Below are 16,981 nucleotides of genomic sequence, written 5' to 3' on the forward strand. Positions count from 1 at the left end.
GAGTTTAGAGGAGGTAGTTATGAAAGAGAAAACATTAAAAAGCATAAGCAAGTTGCTTGTTGCAGTTATGATAGCCACTATCGCATTACCATCAGGTGCTTTTGCAGGTCATGGAAACTATAAACAGGATAAAGTCATGGCAGCAGAAGTAAGCATAGCTGATAGTGAACAGGAAACAACAAAAGAAAACACAGAGACAACAAAGCCGGCTGAAGAAACGAGCACGGATGAAAGTAGTACTAAGGAAACAGGAACTGATGAAACATCTACAACAGAAGAGTCATCAACAACTGAAACAACAACACAGGCACCGACAACAGAAGTGCCAACAACAGAAGCTCCTACAAGTAACCCTGATTTCGTAATTGAAAACGGAGTCCTTACAGGGTACAAAAAGGCAGCAACAGATACAACAAATAAAGAAATTGTAATTCCTGCAAGTGTTACAAAGATTAATGCAAATGTATTTTATCAGTATAAATATATTGAAAAGGTAACATTTGAACAGGGCTCATTACTTCAGGAAATTGGAGAAAATGCTTTTAAAGAATGTACAGCATTAAAGACAATTGAATTACCTGAAGGATTGCAGATTATTGGAATTGAAGCATACAGAGGATGCAGTGCCGTTACGGAAATTAAATTACCGACAACAATAAAGTATATTTATAAGAGAGCTTTTTATGGAATTAAAAAAGTAAAAGAATTAACTTTGCCTGAGGGCTTGCAGAAAATAAATTATCATGCATTTTACAAAATGACAGGGCTTACAAGTCTTACAATTCCAAGCACGGTAACAAGTACATATGAAATAATCGGCAAAGGGGCAAATGTTACAACAGTTACATTTGCTAATGGAATGACAAAAGTTCCAAACAGAGTTTTACTTAATGCAAATTCAGTAAAAAAAGTTATATTACCGGAAACACTTACTTCAATAGGATATCAGGCATTTAGCGGATGTACTCAATTATCAACAATAAAGATGGTTCAAACAATTAAGAAAATTGGAGAAAGTGCATTTAAGAATTGTACATCACTAAAAAAGCTTACATTATATAAAACAGTTAAGACAATAGGTGCAAATGCTTTTGCAGGAGCAACAAATTTAACTCTTAAGGTATATTCAAATTCAGCAGGAAAAAAATATGCAAGAGTTAACAATATACCTTGGGAATATACAGATTCTGAAAAAGAAAGAATGGCTGAGGATTTAAGAGTATACGATATGCTTGTAAATAGTGGAATTCAGTCAGTAAAGGATAAATACATATTATTATCTCTTAAAAATTATGTACCACAGGGAACCTGTGTTATTGGAAAATACATTGTAGTTTCAATGTATCACAAGAATTTGACAGCAAAATCAATACTTTTGATATATAATAAACGGGGTAATTTCGTAAAGAAACTTAAATTGACAATAAAAGATCACGTAGGTTCAGTAACAAATGTAAAGAAAAATTTAGTAGTAGGTATAAATAACCTTCCGGGTGCAGTAGATAAAGTAGGTATAATTACATATAAAAAACTTTTGAAAGCTAAAAATGGAAAGACAATAAAATTTAGCTATAGAGTAACTCTTAGAGGATGCGCAGACTTTGCAGCATTTGACGGAACTCATTTCTGGGCAGGAAGAAGTGCAAACAGTAATTCGTGCCTTATGTATGGATATAGAGTTAAGCGAAATAAAAAGACAAAACGATTAACATTTACAAATCAATATAACCTTTATGTTCCTGCAAATACACAGGGATTGGTTGTAAATAAGATTTCTGCTACAGAAAGAAAGTTTACATTGTCCCAGTCATACGGAAGAATAGCAGATTCATATTTAATGGTTTATGAACCGGTAAATATTGTGACAGCATCCGCACTTGATACACCTGTAAAAACAGTTGTGCTTCCATCAATGATGGAAGGAATTTGTGTAAGCGGAAAGAAGACATATATGGTATTCGAATCTGCAGCAGGTAAATATTGTTCAAATCAGGACAATACGTCAGAAATTCAGATTGATAAAGTAAAAGTAATTAAGACATGGAAATTGCTTGCACTTAACTAATTAAAAAATATCTATGACAGATGCATTGAAAAATGTAGAATAACAAAAATTCCCACAGATTAATTCTTAATTGTGAGGGTTTGTAATATTAACTAAATAACGCTCGCGCTGAATTCAAAAAAATTATCTCAGATAAAAAGCTTTGGCTGGTAAAACTGGAAAATTTCCCAGATATACATATTCACAATATGCTGATTTTAATGCACTACTTTCTAAACAAATTTTGTTACGAAAGTGGTGCATTTTTATGTGTGTAACAAAAGTGGCAACTATTATTAATTATATAAGCCAAAGCTATTTATATCATTATATTTCCCGTTAATTTGACATAAAAAAATTATAATATATAATAAGATTAGTTTATTGTCGGGAATTTAATCTTATATGGATAAACTATAAAAATAAGTGCTTCAGTTTTGGAGGTTATATGAATAAGTACGTGAAAAATTTTGCAAGATACAGATATTTATTAATCGAACTTGTAAAAAAAGGAATTAAGTTAAAGTATAGAAGATCATATCTGGGACTTATATGGACAATGCTTGAACCGTTACTTACAATGATTGTTCTTACAATCGTATTTGGACAGTTGCTTGGTAAAGGTGACAGATTATATCCTGTTTACATTTTGTGTGGACGACTTATATATAGTTGCTTCTCAAGTTCAACAAAGATTGCGATGAGGTCTATCAGGGCAAATCAGGCAATGATAAAGAAAGTTTATGTACCTAAGTATTTGTATCCGCTTTCAAGTTGCATTTATAACTACATTTTATTCTTACTGTCATTAATAGTTCTTGCAGTAGTTTCAGTAGTTTTAGGTGTTCCACTTACATGGCATGTAATTGAAGCGGTTATTCCTTTGACAATTTTGTTTATTTTGTCAATTGGTGCAGGAATGGTATTGTCAACGGTATGTGTATTCTTTAGAGATATGGAATATTTGTGGGATGTTGTGTTGATGCTTGTTATGTACTGCTCAGCAATTTTCTACAAAATCTCAAGTATGGGACAGGGATTAATTCTTATCAAATTAAATCCGCTTTACGGAATTATCAGTAACTTCAGAGCTGTATTGTTAGAAGGTCATTCTATGTTTAACAGTTATAGTTACGGAGTGTCAAATTTAAAATTATTTGCATACTCAGGAACTTGTAGTGTTGTATTACTGATATTTGGAATATATGTATTTAAGAAAAATCAGGATAAGTTTATTCTTCATATTTAGGAGGAGTTATGGCAAAGAATGATGTAGCTCTTAGAGTTAATGATGTTAGTATTTGTTTTAATTTAAGCAAAGAAAAAGTTGATAATTTTAAAGAATTATTTATAAAGAAATTAAAAGGCGAAAAGCTTCGTTTTAATGAATTCTGGGCGTTAAAAGATGTTTCGTTTGAGTTGAAAAAAGGCGAACGTCTCGGAATACTTGGACTTAATGGAGCAGGAAAAAGTACGCTTCTTAAAGTAATTGCAGGTGTTTATAAGCCAACAAAAGGTTCAGTGCAAAGATATGGACATATGGCACCTATGATTGAACTTGGTGCAGGATTTGATCCTAACTATACAGGTAGGGAAAATATATTCTTATATGGCTCGGTTCTTGGATTTTCAAAAGAATTTTTAATGTCAAAATATGATGAAATTCTTGAATTTTCTGAGTTAGGAGAATTTATAGACGTTCCAATTAAAAACTATTCTTCAGGTATGAAGGCAAGACTTGGATTTTCAATTGCTACAGTTGTAGAACCGGAAATTCTTATTTTAGATGAGGTATTATCAGTTGGTGATGCTAAATTTAGAAAAAAATGCGAAAAGAAAATGAAAAAAATGTTTGATCATGGGGTTACAGTTTTATTTGTATCACATAGTTTGGCTCAGGTTAAGAGATTGTGTAACAAGGCAATCATTTTGGAACATGGTCAGTTAATTGCCAAAGGTGATATAGATGATGTTGTAGAAATTTATGAAAAGAAGATAGGCGATTAGAAAGCCTTGGATAGGAGTGCAGTTATGAATTATAAGACAAAAGGAACATGTTCAAGAGAAATTAGTTTTGATGTTGTTGATAATAAAGTTACTAATGTAAGATTTCTTGGAGGATGCAGTGGAAATACACAGGGAGTTGCTGCATTAGTCGAAGGAATGGATGTGAACGAAGCAATTAAAAGAATGGATGGAATTGATTGTGCAGGAAGAGGAACTTCATGTCCGGACCAGCTTGCAAAGGCATTAAAATTGTACTTAGAAGAAAATAAATAAAGGAACAGGTGTAACGTGTTAGGAATAATTGGAGCGATGGACAGCGAAGTCCAGGAATTAAAAAATGAAATGCCGGATGCGAAAATTACATCAGTTGCAGGAATGGATTTTTATGAAGGACATATTCATGATAAAGATGTAGTTGTTGTAAAGTGTGGTATTGGAAAGGTAAATGCAGCTATATGCACACAGATTCTTGCTGACAGATATAAAGTAGATTCTGTTATTAATACAGGAGTTGCAGGCTCATTAAATAGTGATATTGATATTTGCGATATTGTTATATCAAAGGATGCCATTGAGCATGATATGGATGTGACGGCGTTAGGTTATGAACGTGGAGTTATTCCTGATATGGACAACTCTGTATTTCATAGTGACAGCAGATTAATTGATGTAGCAGTCAAAAGTATAGAAGAGGCAAATCTTTCTGTTAAGGTATTTACAGGAAGAGTTGTTTCAGGCGACCAGTTTATTGCCGGTAAGGAAAAGAAAGATGATTTGGTAAATACATTTGCCGGAGATTGTGCAGAAATGGAAGGTGCTTCTATAGCACATGCAGCATATGTTAACAATATTCCATGTCTTATAATCAGAGCGATTTCTGATAAGGCAGATGGAAGTGCAGAAATGGATTACCCTACATTTGAAAAGAAAGCAGCGGCTAATTCAATTAAAATATTAAAACAGTTAATTAAGAATTTGTAGAAATTTGACGAACGATTTATAGTGTTAAAAGACCTCTTGTATGATAAAATTTTATTGTATAAAGGAAACAAAAAACAAAGTTTAAGCATTAATGTTTCCGACTATCGGCCACCAACAAAAGGCTGGTCAATACATATCGTACGAGGAGGTTTTTTATGTTTGACAAATGTATGTCATGTTTTAATGTTAATATGGAAAAAATCACATCAATAATTGAAAATAAAGCGTACTTCCTATGTTTATTAGGAAGTATTTTTTTAGTAGGAATTGTAAGTAAATGTCTGGTAATGTGGATTTTTGGTAAAATGATTAAAAAGGCAGAAAATATGGATAGCCCCAAAAGTAATATTCTTCGCCAGATAAAATTGAAATTTGAAAGTATTAAAACCATAAACGGCACGGTGGCTAATCCCATGCTTTTAGTAAGTAGGTACATAAATAAGTGTAAAATAGGCATATTTTATCTTGATTCCATAAATAAAATTATTAGCTGGTGTGGATTTTTGTGTGTGGCAATAGGCGGATTATGTGGATATATACTGTATAATCAGGGATACGGAAAGACAACGGCGATGTCGTATATTCTTGTAGGATTTTATTTTGCACTTGCATTATTTGTAGTTGAAAATACAATTCATACAAATGACAGAAAAACAGAACTGATATATGTTATTACGGATTTCTTTGAAAATAGTGTTAATTTGCGAGAGCAGATTAGTAGGCGGGAAAATGATTACAACATAGAAATAGGTAGCAGCAAAAATGAGCAGGAATCGGAACAGAATGTTAATGTAAATGAAATAAATAATACAAATAAAAAAATAGAAAATGAAAAACAGGGTAGAATAAATATTACAAAAGAACAGGAGAGAATAATCAACGAAGTTTTAGGAGAATATTTGCAGTAAAGATTTAAATGGTTTTGCAAAAATAAATTAAGATTTAATCATATAAGTTTTGTAGAAATGTTTACAGGTTCAATTGTATAATTTATATAGAAATATTCGCAGGTTGAAACAAATATGTTTTAAGGAAATATTCGCAGATTAAGCAAAATAGTTTCGGGGATATATTCTCGGGTTGACTCCAATAAAATTGTTTCAATAAATATGCTAAAAACATTGACATATGACGACAAAATATTTATTGTATATATGTTAGAGAGAATTTGAAGGAAATTTTACCGGTCGGCATGAATATTATATTATGTCGATAAATAAACGCTTTACCGGACACTGTGGATTTAGTGGAGAGATACCATGACAGTTTGCAAGGTGTACGGGATAGCAGGATTTGAAATGACGGAGGAAAAAGATATGGCTAAGGTAACATTTGATTACTCAAAGGCATCAAAATTCATCTCAGATGATGAAGTAGTAGCAATGAAGAAAATCGCAGAAGATGCAAAAGAAGTTTTGGTTAACAAATCAGGAGCAGGAAATGATTTCTTAGGATGGATTGATTTACCTGTAGATTATGACAAGGATGAATTTGCAAGAATTAAAGCAGCAGCTAAGAAGATTCAGAGTGATTCAGAAGTTTTAGTTGTTATTGGTATTGGTGGCTCATATTTAGGAGCAAGAGCAGCAATTGACTTCTTAAGACATGGTTTCTATAACAATGTATCAAAAGAAATCAGAAAAACACCTGAAATTTACTATGCAGGAAATAGCATTAGCCCTGCATACTTAAAGGGATTATTAGATGTTGTTGGAGACAGAGATTTCTCAGTTAACATTATTTCTAAGTCTGGTACAACAACAGAACCTGCTATCGCATTTAGAATTTTCAAGGAAAAACTTGAAAAGAAATATGGCAAAGAAGAAGCAGCAAAGAGAATTTACGCTACAACAGATAAGGCAAAGGGAGCTCTTAAGAATCTTGCAACAGAAGAAGGATATGAAAGCTTCGTAGTACCTGATGATGTAGGTGGACGTTTCTCAGTTCTTACAGCAGTAGGTTTGCTTCCAATCGCAGTAAGTGGTGCTGATATAGATAAATTAATGGAAGGTGCTGCAAGCGGAAGAGAAAAAGCTTTAAACAATACATTTGAAGATAACGATGCAGTAAAATACGCAGCAATCAGAAATATTTTATTAAGAAAAGGAAAATCAATTGAAATTACAGCTAACTATGAACCAAGTTTACATTACTTTGGTGAATGGTGGAAACAGCTTTATGGTGAAAGCGAAGGAAAAGACCAGAAAGGTATTTTCCCTGCAGCAGTTGATTTGACAACAGATTTACATTCAATGGGTCAGTTCATTCAGGACGGATCAAGACTTATGTTTGAAACAGTTGTAAATATTGAAAAGACAGATGCTGATATCGTAATTCAGGAAGAAGCAGATGATCTTGACGGATTAAATTACTTAGCTGGAAAAGATATGGATTTTGTTAACAAGAGTGCAATGAATGGAACAATTCTTGCTCATACAGATGGTAATGTTCCTAACCTTATGGTTAATGTACCTGAACAGAACGAATTCTATCTTGGAGAATTATTCTACATGTATGAATTTGCATGTGGTGTAAGTGGATATATTCTTGGAGTAAATCCATTTAATCAGCCGGGTGTAGAAAGCTACAAGAAGAATATGTTTGCATTACTTGGAAAACCGGGTTATGAAGACATGACAGCAGAATTACAGAAAAGACTTTAATTATAAGATAACACGGAGCGATTCGTGTTATATCCGGTAAATTTAAATAGTATATAAATATCCCCTCTGTATCGGTTGTCCGGTAAAGAGGGGATATGTTTTCTATAAGGCTTTTTTGTCAAGAATGATTTTGACCCCAACATATTAATCTTCTTCGATAATATAAAAATCTAAATAATCAAAATCAATATGTTCAATAAAACTGTCCTGATAAAATCTGGTTCGTGAAATGCGTTTGAATTCATCAATGTTATTATCAAGCCAGATTGGATTGCTTAAATCAAATTCCTCGCAAATATCTTCAAGTGCTTTGAAAACTTTGTGAGTTCTCGTCATCTCAGGGTTATCTATTTCGATTGTGGTATTTTTTATCATTTTATTATTTTTGAAGGTTCTTCCCCATATTCTAAACATATAAACTATCTCCTGTTTCATATTTTACTAATGTAAAGATGCCGGATAATTGTGAGAGTGCGTAGCACTGAACAATCTGTAGGCATCATAGTCGTGGCGGTTAACCCTGACATCATTTAATTAAGGGTAATTTTATATGAAATAATAAAACATGTAAAGAGTATATTAGTAATCTGTTATGGCTTATAAAGTAGTATAGTGGAAATAAAAATTACAATATGGTATACTAAATAATTAAAGTGCGTTAGAAACGTTGTAAGCTTTTTATATTTTAAAGATATACAAATATAAGGCAGAGATGAAGAATAAAGCAAATTAGAGGTGCTTATATGTTAAATGATAAAAAAGTAGCATTAAATGGGAAAATTACAAAGTATTTAAGGTGGCCTATTAACCTTAGTGTGCTTTGGATAGTAGTAACGGCTATAATATTTTTTATTGACAAAAGAGCCGGAGTGGTTATGGCGTTTGCAACAATTGTGTTTATTGTAATAGCGATTGTTATGATGCTTAGATTTTATCCAAATATCAAAAGATATCTTGTGGATTTTGGCGCAGAGTATAGTCAGATACAAAGACAGATGATGCATGAATTTGAAATTCCTTATGCGTTACTTGATTGTAATGGAAAGATGCTGTGGCATAATAGCGAAATGGAAAAGGCGTGCGAAACTAAACTTTTAAATATGAGGGGAATTGAATCTATATTTAAAGAGTTTACAAAGGATAAATTTGAATTTAAAGAAGAAAAGAAAGAGTTCAAAGTTGAGTATAATGAAAAAATATATAGAGCTGTGCTAAAGAAGTTTAAAATGAAAGATGCAGTTGATGAAGTGCCTATTGCAGTACTTGATTCAGATGATGACGATGCGGATATGTTTGCACTTTATTTATTTGATGATACAAGAATTCAGCAATTATCTAAGGAAAATAAAAATGATAAGATGATACCGGGACTTATCTACATAGATAATTATGAAGAGGTTCTTCAAAGTATTGAAGATGCCAGAAGAACACTGTTAGTTGCATTGATTGATCGACAGATACAGCGATATTTTGCAGAAATGGACGGTCTGGTAAGAAAACTTGAAAAAGATAAATATTTTGTAGTTGTTAAGGCTAAAAATATAGCAATTATGCAGAGTAAAAAATTCTCACTTCTTGATGATGTAAAGAATGTTAAGATAGGTAATGAGCGAACAGCTACAATCAGTATTGGATTCGGAATGGGTTCAGATTCGTATGTTCAGAATTACACGTCAGCCACAGCAGCTATCGATATGGCACTTGGCAGAGGTGGTGACCAGGCAGTATTAAAAGATGGCGCAAAGATATATTATTATGGCGGTAAGAGCAAGTCTGTCGAAAAGAATACCAGGGTAAAAGCCAGAGTAAAAGCTCATGCATTAAGAGAATTAATTGAAACAAGAGATAAAGTATTCATTATGGGACATCATTTGGGTGATAATGATTCTTACGGCGCAGCAATTGGTTTGTATAGAGCCATAACTACAATGGGTAAAAAAGCTTATGTGGTAACGGGAACTATGAGTTCTTCAGTAAAACCTTTGATTGATAAGTTTACGACAGATAATGGCTATGAAGAAGATATGTTTATTGCAGGAACATTGGCTACAACTATTTTAGAAAAAAATGATATGCTCATTGTAGTTGACTGTAATAGAGCAGGATATACTGAATATCCTGAATTAGTGAGAAGAGCACAAACACTTGTAGTAATAGATCATCATAGACAAAGTGCAGATGCAATAGAAAATGCACATTTATCATACATTGAACCATATTCATCATCAGCATGTGAAATGGTTACTGAAATTATGCAGTATATGGTTGATTCAGTTAAAATGAAACCGTATGAGGCAGATGCATTGTATAGCGGAATTATGATGGATACAAATAATTTTTCTAACAGAACAGGTGTAAGAACATTTGAGGCAGCAGCTTATTTGCGAAAAAATGGAGCTGATATTGTCAGAGTTAGAAAAATGTTTAGAGATGATATTGGAGATTATAAGGCAAAAGCTAAGGCCATTCAAAATACAGAGATATTTATGGATAAATACGCTATAGCCATTTGCCCGTCTGAAGGAACAAGTATGCCGACAGTTGTTGGAGCACAGGCAGCGAATGAATTGCTTAATATTAAAGGCATAAAGGCAGCGTTTGTATGTACGTTTTATAATGAAAAAGTATATTTAAGCGCAAGGTCAATAGATGAAGTTAACGTTCAGTTAATTGCAGAAAGATTAGGCGGTGGAGGTCATATGAATCTTGCCGGAGCACAGATTGAAGATTGTACATGTGAACAGGCAAAGAACTTGATAAAAGAGATTATTCAGGATATGACTGATGAAGGTGAAATATAGTTATTTACACAAGTGATATTTGACCTTAACATTAATATAGTTTGCCGGATCGAATTTGAAAAAATGAAATTAATTGCTTAGATATAATAAGTTTATTGCTTTGAAAGGAGACATGAATATGGAAGTTATTTTATTAGAAGATGTTAAAGCATTAGGAAAAAAAGGTGAAGTAGTAAAGGTAAGCGATGGATATGCTAAAAACTTTATTTTAAAGAAAAAACTTGGCGTAGAAGCAAATAGCGCAAATAAAAATGATTTAAAACTTCAAAAAGCTAATGAAGCAAAGGTTGCTCAGGAAAAATTGGATGCAGCAAAAGCTTTGGCAGAAGAATTAAAAGATAAAAAGGTAGTTATAAAGATTAAAGCCGGAAATGGAGACCGTGTATTTGGCTCAATTTCTGCAAAGGAAATAGCAGCAGAAACAAAGAAGCAGCTTGGTTTAGAAATTGATAAAAAGAAGATTGTTATGGAAGAGGGAATTAAAAATCTTGGAGTCCATACAGTAAAAGTTAAATTGCACAAGGATGTAATGGCAACTTTAGACATAAAGGTTGAAGCTTTATAGGAGATAATTATTAATGGAAGATCCAATAGTAAAAAAAATACTACCTCATAGCTATGAAGCAGAACAGGCAGTAATAGGTTCGATGATTATGGATCCGGATGCTGTTCCGATAGCTATGGAGTTGATAAATAAAGATGATTTTTTTAACAGACAATATGGATTGCTCTTTGGGGCAATGACAGAATTGTACCGTGAAGGAAAAAATGGAGATTTGGTTACCATAAAGGCTAAATTGGAAGAGATGGATGTTTCTAGTGAAGTAATCAGCCTTGATTTTATCAGGGAAATATTAGAAATGGTACCGACTTCAGCAAATATAAAGCAGTATGCGACTATTGTATATGAAAAAGCAATGTTGCGTAAATTAATAAAAGTAAATGATAATATTTCAGCTAAATGTTATGCAGGAACGGATAAGCTTGAAGATATAATGGAGAGTACTGAAAAAGAAGTTTTTGAAGTGCTTAGATCACGTTCAAGTGGCGACTTTGTCCCAATTAATAAAGTAGTTGCTAATGTATTTGATAAATTAGAACAGGCATCGCTTACAAAGGGAACTGTTACAGGTTTAGCAACCGGATATATATATCTTGATAATCAGTTATCCGGATTGCAGCCATCAGACTTTATTTTGATTGCGGCAAGACCTTCAGTTGGTAAAACAGCATTTGCACTTAACGTAACAGAGCATATAGCTATACGTAAGCCGAATGCAGTCGCTATATTTAGTTTGGAAATGTCAAAGGAACAGTTGGTTAACCGTCTTATATCACAGCATTCAATGGTAAGTTCTCAGAAAATGAGAGCAGGAGAACTTAATGAATCTGAATGGGAAAAAATTGTAGAAACAGCGGATATTATAGGAAATTCAAATATTGTAATTGACGATACGCCAAGTATTACGATTGGTGACCTTCGTTCCAAATGCAGAAAGTTTAAATTAGAAAAAGATATACAGCTTGTGGTTATTGACTACCTACAGCTTATGAGAGGAAATGGTAATTATCCAAGCCGTGAACAGGAAATTGCGGATATTTCAAGATCATTAAAGGGAATTGCCAGAGAGTTGAATATTCCGGTAGTTGCACTTTCACAGCTTAACCGAAGCGTAGAATCGAGACCTGACCATCGACCTATCATGGCCGATTTGCGAGAATCAGGTTCTATCGAGCAGGATGCCGACGTTGTAATGCTTTTATCAAGAAAATACAACAAAGAGGACGAAACAGAAGACAGAAATACTATTATTGTGGATGTTGCTAAGCAAAGAAACGGTCCTGTAGGAGCTATAGAATTATTATGGTTACCTGAATATACAAAATTCGAGACAAAAGCAAGAGAGTAGATTTGCTTGTTTGTCCGCATTTTAAAACAAATGTGAGAGAATAATTATTATATTGTTAATCAAACAACTGGTGAAAAATATAGGTTCAAAATAAATGCGAGAGAATAATTATGCTAAGCCATATGCGAATTTGAACGAAAAAGATGAGATGTTTACACTCATTTGACGGCATTCGTCATTTGCTTAAAAAATAATTGAATATGGGACTGCCAATTCGTTGAATTGAGTAATAGTCAGAATTATACTAATGTTAACAATAATTTGGAAATTATTGTTAACATTATTTTTTTGGAGGGGAAAATGGGAACACGACGATATATTATTTCAGATGCATCTAAAATGCTAAAGGTAGAATCTCATGTGTTAAGATATTGGGAAGAAGAACTTGAGATAAAGATTCCCAGAAATGAAATGGGACATCGATATTATACGGAAGAAAATATTGAATTACTTCGGAAAATAAGAGATTTAAAAGAACAGGGATATGGTCTAAGAACTATAAAAATGATGATTAATGGAGAAATTGACATTAATCGTTCTAATCCTAATACAGTCAACATTAGAAATCTTTTTGACAAACCAAAGAGTGAAAAAAATACATTTTATAAAGAAGATGAAGAAGGATGTAATAATGGTGTAAATAATAAAGAAATTATGGATACAAAAACAAAAGATAATAGTGGAGACATAGAAAAATATAGAGGATTAGAAAATAAAACATCTTTAACTGAAAGTGTTAGCTCAGAAAGTAAAATGCAGCAATTTCAGGAAATTATGGGAAACATAGTTTCGAGAGCCTTAGAGGAAAATACCGAAAGTATAGTTACCAGAGCGATAAATAAGTCGACACAGAATATGTCTAAAGAAGTGAGTGATTGTGTGAGCGAAAAAGTATTGAAAGGTGTAGATTATATTATTAGAATGCAGGATGAAAGAGAAGAAGAACGTTATCGAAAAATAGATGAAGTAATAAGAAAAAAACAAAGAAAGTCCAGAAAAGAGCGAAAAATGGAAAGCCGCATTAATAAAGATGAAAAAGTTATGAACAAAAAAGCTGAAAGGGCTCGAAAAAAAGCCGAAAAAGTGCGAGTAAAGTCTGAAAAAAATAGGGAGAAGTCTAAAAAATTGGCGTTTAGCACATTGAGTAAATGAAATTATGTACATAATGTACAAATTGTGACTAAATTATTAAAAAATATTGACTAAATGACGAAAAGTATTATAATAATACTATCATAAAGAAAACGTTTTAAACATTTAATACATAAGGGTTTTCTATGTAGATGCAAGTAAATACAGAGGAGGAAACAGCAATGGAATACGCGATATACGCGACGGTGGGTTTGCTCTCTGGATTATGCTTTTACTATCTGGCGAGATACCAGATACAAGTAAGAAGTATATATGATACAGAAAATAAAGGACAACGAATAAACAACATAGGTTACAGAATAGCATGGATGGTGGTTCCGGCAGTATTGTTTGTAGGTATAGCCCTTAAAGAATTTGATTACTGGCAGACAGTGCGATATATGCTTATCATATTGATGGCAATAAATGTAGCAGGAATTGATATGTTGATAAGAAGAATACCTAATGCATTATTATTAGGAATGTTACTTTTACAAATATGCAACATAGTAATTACAAGTGGTGGGTTAGATGTGTTTATGGATACATTTTTTAATTCATTTATGGGATTGATAATTGCATATGTAATATTTGTTATTCCGGGGTTCTTTAAATTGAGGATTGGGGCTGGCGATGTGAAATATAGCGCCGTAATTGGTTTTATGTTGGGCCTTCAAGGATATGTTGAAGCAATGGCAGTGATGGGTTTTACAATATTTATCTATTATTTGTTCTTAAAAATCACAAGAAGAGGCAACTTAAAAACAGCAGCTCCTATGGCACCGTTTTTATCGGGAGGGGTTTTGGTTTCATTATTTTTCCCGTTAATTTATTAAATTTATAATTAAGCACGACGGAGTAAAAGAGAGTCGTATGCAAGAAGGAGGAAATATTATGAGAGATGTAAAGAATTTCTTAATGGATGAAGATGGACAGGGTATGGTTGAATATGGTCTTATCATCGGATTAGTAGCAATCGTTGTAATTGGTGCTTTAACACTTTTAGGACCAAAGATTGGTGGATTATTCAATAAAGCTGGTGATGCATTGAATAATGCAGGACACTAATATTGTTAATCAATACATAGATATTGTACAATAATGAAGCAAATTAAAATAGAGGGGCGTTTGCCCCTCTATTTTGAAATATGGGATAATTATTTAAGAGGTAGCATCAATGAAAAAAGAGAATGGACAATCAGCTGTTGAATTTGCTTTGGTTTTACCTATATTACTTTTAATTGTGTGTGGAATTTTGGATTTCGGGTGGTTGTTTTACAATCAGTTATCAGTTGAAAATGCCTGCAGAGAAGGTGCAAGAGTCGGATGTGTAAATTCTCAGGATGCACAGCTGACACAGATAGTAACCAACAAGGTAGAGGCGATACTTCCGGATAATTTAGATCCGGTTAAAGTTGACGTTAAACTAACAAATCCAACCAGCCCGCTTGAAGGAGATCTACAGGTAAACGTAAAAGCAGAGATGACAACATTAACACCGGTTTTGGGAGTCGTATATGGAAAGACAAAGGAGCTCTCATATACGGTAACAATAAAAACAGAATCGTAGATTAATAAAATACTAAAAATAAGAAACAGAGGGGTACAATTACCATGAAGAGAATTTATTTGATTGCACTTATAAGTGCATTGGTTGCAGGAATCGCAACATATATGTTTGCACAATCAGTCATAAGTAATAATGATCCTAACAAGGATAAATCAGAGGTGGTGTATGCGATAACAGATGTTCCGGCGGGAACACAGGTTACGGCTGGTAATGTTAACACTTATTTTAGCACAAGAATGATAGATAATGCAGCAATTGTAGATGGAGCCGTAAGAAGCCTTGATGAGGTTGTAGGTAATACATCATCAGGATATATTTATGCAGGAGAGCAGGTATCTATCAAGCGCTTTGGAACTGAACAGGAAGCAAATGCAGGGTTGTCATACAATCTTCCGGATGGAATGGTTGCGTACAGTATGTCTGCAGAAGGCGTTACAGGTGTAGACGGATACATTTTACCTGGGGATACGGTAAATATTTTAGCAATGAAGACAGGAGACGGCAAGGCTACTGTCGATACAGTTTTAAGTGATGTTAAAGTGTTAAAAATATCAACAAATGACGTAAATGTAGATACATCGAATGCGATAGTTACATATTCATCAATTACAGTAGAGTTATCATATGAAGATGCGGATATTTTATACGGAGTAGAAAATTCAGGAGAATACTCAGGATATAAACTTATATTAAATAAGAGAACTGCGGAGGATGGAGAATAATATGGAAAGTGTAAAGGTTGTTATTATTTCAGAAGATACATCAATTCGTGTTAATTTGAAAAAAAAGTTAGCAGATAAAGATATTCAGATTGTTGGTTATGCAGATTTTAAGGACGAATCAAGATTAAAGATAGACGGACTGTTTCCGGATGTAGTTATTGTAGGTGTTAAAGTTCCGATTGATCCTGAAGTATTTTCATTTGTTGAAAGTATGAAATTCCAGAGTAAGGGATGCGCGGCTGTAATAGCTACAGATGACGTGACTGTTGATTTAGTAAATTATGCAGCAAGATTTGGAATTAGACAGGTGTTGCCTTTAGATATGAAGGATAATGAATTTTATTCAAGAGTAGTACAGGTTAATGAATATGAAAAAGTAATTCAGGCACAGTTAAATATTCAGAAGAGAGTAAGATCAAAAGTAATTGCATTTTTCGGATGTAAAGGTGGCACAGGAAAATCTGTAATGGCAACAAATCTTGCAGTTGCGTTATCAAAGCGAGGAAGTAACGTTATTCTTTTGGACATGGATTTAAGATTTGGAGATCAGAATATTCTATTGGATTTGGAGCCTAAGGATACAATTGTTGAATTGGCACAGGACCCTGAAGGTATATCAATAGAGAGAGTTAATGCCTTTAGTATAATGCATTCATCAGGTGTAGTTTTACTTGCAGCGCCAAAAAGTCCTGAATATGCTGAATATATAAAGCCGGATCATATTACAAAGGTTATTCGTAGTGTAAGACCATATTATGAATATGTACTAGTTGATTTGGGTTCAAACTTTAGTGATGAAACTATAGCAGCATTACAGGAATGTGATGAAATTATGATTGTAAATAATCCGGATATTTTATCGCTTAAGGCAGCAAAATCAGCTGTGAGCATATTGGAACAGTTGGGAATAAAAGAAAAAGCAAGATTAATAATGAATAAAAATGTTAACAGTTTAATCCGAATGAAGGATTTTGAATCTATGCTGGAAATACCGTTTTATGCTTCAATATCAGCTGATAAAATGTTTAACAGCAGCGTAAATAAAGGAGAACCGTTCGTATTAAGAACCAGCAGAACGGTGGCAGCAAAAGAATTCTCAAGCTTTATACAAAGGGTTATTGCTGATAAAGGAGAGTAAAAGGTCGGAGGTTA

At 33.2% G+C, this 16,981-nt stretch carries 17 protein-coding genes; 16 read left to right on the plus strand and 1 reads right to left on the minus strand.

Going from position 1 to position 16,981, the window contains the following annotated elements:
• The first annotated feature begins 19 nt into the window (after window positions 1–19).
• From N5B56_RS06315 to N5B56_RS06345, 7 genes are all read left to right on the plus strand, one after another.
• A complete protein-coding gene (locus tag N5B56_RS06315; RefSeq protein ID WP_022088738.1) occupies window positions 20–2,065 on the plus strand; it encodes a leucine-rich repeat domain-containing protein in 2,046 nt (681 codons plus the stop codon).
• A gap of 427 nt (window positions 2,066–2,492) precedes the next feature.
• On the plus strand, window positions 2,493–3,293 hold the full coding sequence (locus tag N5B56_RS06320; RefSeq protein WP_022088737.1) for an ABC transporter permease: 801 nt from the start codon (window positions 2,493–2,495) through the stop codon (window positions 3,291–3,293).
• Between the two features lie 8 nt (window positions 3,294–3,301).
• Window positions 3,302–4,051: an ABC transporter ATP-binding protein gene (locus N5B56_RS06325; RefSeq protein WP_022088736.1), complete on the plus strand. Its 750-nt coding sequence runs from the start codon at window positions 3,302–3,304 to the stop codon at window positions 4,049–4,051.
• 24 nt (window positions 4,052–4,075) lie between these two features.
• A complete protein-coding gene (locus tag N5B56_RS06330) occupies window positions 4,076–4,324 on the plus strand; it encodes a TIGR03905 family TSCPD domain-containing protein (RefSeq protein WP_022088735.1) in 249 nt (82 codons plus the stop codon).
• A 15-nt stretch (window positions 4,325–4,339) separates the two neighbouring features.
• Window positions 4,340–5,032: a 5'-methylthioadenosine/adenosylhomocysteine nucleosidase gene (locus N5B56_RS06335; RefSeq protein WP_022088734.1), complete on the plus strand. Its 693-nt coding sequence runs from the start codon at window positions 4,340–4,342 to the stop codon at window positions 5,030–5,032.
• Window positions 5,033–5,187: 155 nt separating this feature from the next.
• Window positions 5,188–5,940, plus strand: a complete 753-nt coding sequence (locus N5B56_RS06340; protein WP_022088733.1) for a hypothetical protein — start codon at window positions 5,188–5,190, stop codon at window positions 5,938–5,940.
• A 408-nt stretch (window positions 5,941–6,348) separates the two neighbouring features.
• Window positions 6,349–7,695 (plus strand): glucose-6-phosphate isomerase, encoded by a 1,347-nt coding sequence (locus tag N5B56_RS06345; protein ID WP_117910551.1) that lies wholly within the window; start codon window positions 6,349–6,351, stop codon window positions 7,693–7,695.
• A 144-nt stretch (window positions 7,696–7,839) separates the two neighbouring features.
• Here N5B56_RS06345 and N5B56_RS06350 read toward each other — a convergent pair whose 3' ends face one another.
• On the minus strand, window positions 7,840–8,109 hold the full coding sequence (locus N5B56_RS06350) for a hypothetical protein (RefSeq protein ID WP_022088731.1): 270 nt from the start codon (window positions 8,107–8,109) through the stop codon (window positions 7,840–7,842).
• Between the two features lie 329 nt (window positions 8,110–8,438).
• Between N5B56_RS06350 and N5B56_RS06355 the strand changes: the two genes are divergently transcribed.
• The 9 genes from N5B56_RS06355 (at window position 8,439) to N5B56_RS06395 (ending at window position 16,967) form a co-directional block, all read left to right on the plus strand.
• A complete protein-coding gene (locus N5B56_RS06355) occupies window positions 8,439–10,496 on the plus strand; it encodes a DHH family phosphoesterase (protein WP_260978600.1) in 2,058 nt (685 codons plus the stop codon).
• A 118-nt stretch (window positions 10,497–10,614) separates the two neighbouring features.
• Window positions 10,615–11,061 (plus strand): 50S ribosomal protein L9, encoded by a 447-nt coding sequence (gene rplI, locus N5B56_RS06360; protein ID WP_022088729.1) that lies wholly within the window; start codon window positions 10,615–10,617, stop codon window positions 11,059–11,061.
• Between the two features lie 13 nt (window positions 11,062–11,074).
• Window positions 11,075–12,406, plus strand: coding sequence for a replicative DNA helicase (gene dnaB / locus N5B56_RS06365; protein WP_022088728.1), 1,332 nt, complete (start codon window positions 11,075–11,077; stop codon window positions 12,404–12,406).
• Between the two features lie 300 nt (window positions 12,407–12,706).
• Window positions 12,707–13,558 (plus strand): helix-turn-helix domain-containing protein, encoded by an 852-nt coding sequence (locus tag N5B56_RS06370; RefSeq protein WP_022088727.1) that lies wholly within the window; start codon window positions 12,707–12,709, stop codon window positions 13,556–13,558.
• 161 nt (window positions 13,559–13,719) lie between these two features.
• Window positions 13,720–14,373 (plus strand): prepilin peptidase, encoded by a 654-nt coding sequence (locus N5B56_RS06375; protein ID WP_022088726.1) that lies wholly within the window; start codon window positions 13,720–13,722, stop codon window positions 14,371–14,373.
• 58 nt (window positions 14,374–14,431) lie between these two features.
• Window positions 14,432–14,605 (plus strand): Flp family type IVb pilin, encoded by a 174-nt coding sequence (locus tag N5B56_RS06380; protein ID WP_260978601.1) that lies wholly within the window; start codon window positions 14,432–14,434, stop codon window positions 14,603–14,605.
• A 109-nt stretch (window positions 14,606–14,714) separates the two neighbouring features.
• Window positions 14,715–15,107: a TadE family protein gene (locus N5B56_RS06385; protein WP_260978602.1), complete on the plus strand. Its 393-nt coding sequence runs from the start codon at window positions 14,715–14,717 to the stop codon at window positions 15,105–15,107.
• 44 nt (window positions 15,108–15,151) lie between these two features.
• Complete coding sequence (gene cpaB / locus N5B56_RS06390; protein ID WP_260978603.1) at window positions 15,152–15,829, plus strand: Flp pilus assembly protein CpaB; 678 nt, start codon at window positions 15,152–15,154, stop codon at window positions 15,827–15,829.
• Between the two features lies 1 nt (window position 15,830).
• Entirely contained in the window at window positions 15,831–16,967 is a 1,137-nt protein-coding gene (locus N5B56_RS06395) for a CpaE/TadZ family protein (RefSeq protein ID WP_260978604.1), read from the plus strand.
• Window positions 16,968–16,981 lie beyond the last annotated feature (14 nt).

The organism is Eubacterium album (assembly GCF_025336545.1).
Taxonomy (GTDB): domain Bacteria; phylum Bacillota; class Clostridia; order Lachnospirales; family Lachnospiraceae; genus Eubacterium_U; species Eubacterium_U album.

Excerpts from the sequence above, each read along its gene's own strand:
- N5B56_RS06315 (WP_022088738.1), top strand. The coding sequence starts at position 20 with ATGAAAGAGAAAACATTAAAAAGCATAAGCAAGTTGCTTGTTGCAGTT.
- N5B56_RS06320 (WP_022088737.1), top strand. The coding sequence starts at position 2,493 with ATGAATAAGTACGTGAAAAATTTTGCAAGATACAGATATTTATTAATC.
- N5B56_RS06325 (WP_022088736.1), top strand. The coding sequence starts at position 3,302 with ATGGCAAAGAATGATGTAGCTCTTAGAGTTAATGATGTTAGTATTTGT.
- N5B56_RS06330 (WP_022088735.1), top strand. The coding sequence starts at position 4,076 with ATGAATTATAAGACAAAAGGAACATGTTCAAGAGAAATTAGTTTTGAT.
- N5B56_RS06340 (WP_022088733.1), top strand. The coding sequence starts at position 5,188 with ATGTTTGACAAATGTATGTCATGTTTTAATGTTAATATGGAAAAAATC.
- N5B56_RS06345 (WP_117910551.1), top strand. The coding sequence starts at position 6,349 with ATGGCTAAGGTAACATTTGATTACTCAAAGGCATCAAAATTCATCTCA.
- N5B56_RS06350 (WP_022088731.1), bottom strand. The coding sequence starts at position 8,109 with ATGTTTAGAATATGGGGAAGAACCTTCAAAAATAATAAAATGATAAAA.
- N5B56_RS06355 (WP_260978600.1), top strand. The coding sequence starts at position 8,439 with ATGTTAAATGATAAAAAAGTAGCATTAAATGGGAAAATTACAAAGTAT.
- rplI (WP_022088729.1), top strand. The coding sequence starts at position 10,615 with ATGGAAGTTATTTTATTAGAAGATGTTAAAGCATTAGGAAAAAAAGGT.
- dnaB (WP_022088728.1), top strand. The coding sequence starts at position 11,075 with ATGGAAGATCCAATAGTAAAAAAAATACTACCTCATAGCTATGAAGCA.
- N5B56_RS06370 (WP_022088727.1), top strand. The coding sequence starts at position 12,707 with ATGGGAACACGACGATATATTATTTCAGATGCATCTAAAATGCTAAAG.
- N5B56_RS06375 (WP_022088726.1), top strand. The coding sequence starts at position 13,720 with ATGGAATACGCGATATACGCGACGGTGGGTTTGCTCTCTGGATTATGC.
- N5B56_RS06380 (WP_260978601.1), top strand. The coding sequence starts at position 14,432 with ATGAGAGATGTAAAGAATTTCTTAATGGATGAAGATGGACAGGGTATG.
- N5B56_RS06385 (WP_260978602.1), top strand. The coding sequence starts at position 14,715 with ATGAAAAAAGAGAATGGACAATCAGCTGTTGAATTTGCTTTGGTTTTA.
- cpaB (WP_260978603.1), top strand. The coding sequence starts at position 15,152 with ATGAAGAGAATTTATTTGATTGCACTTATAAGTGCATTGGTTGCAGGA.
- N5B56_RS06395 (WP_260978604.1), top strand. The coding sequence starts at position 15,831 with ATGGAAAGTGTAAAGGTTGTTATTATTTCAGAAGATACATCAATTCGT.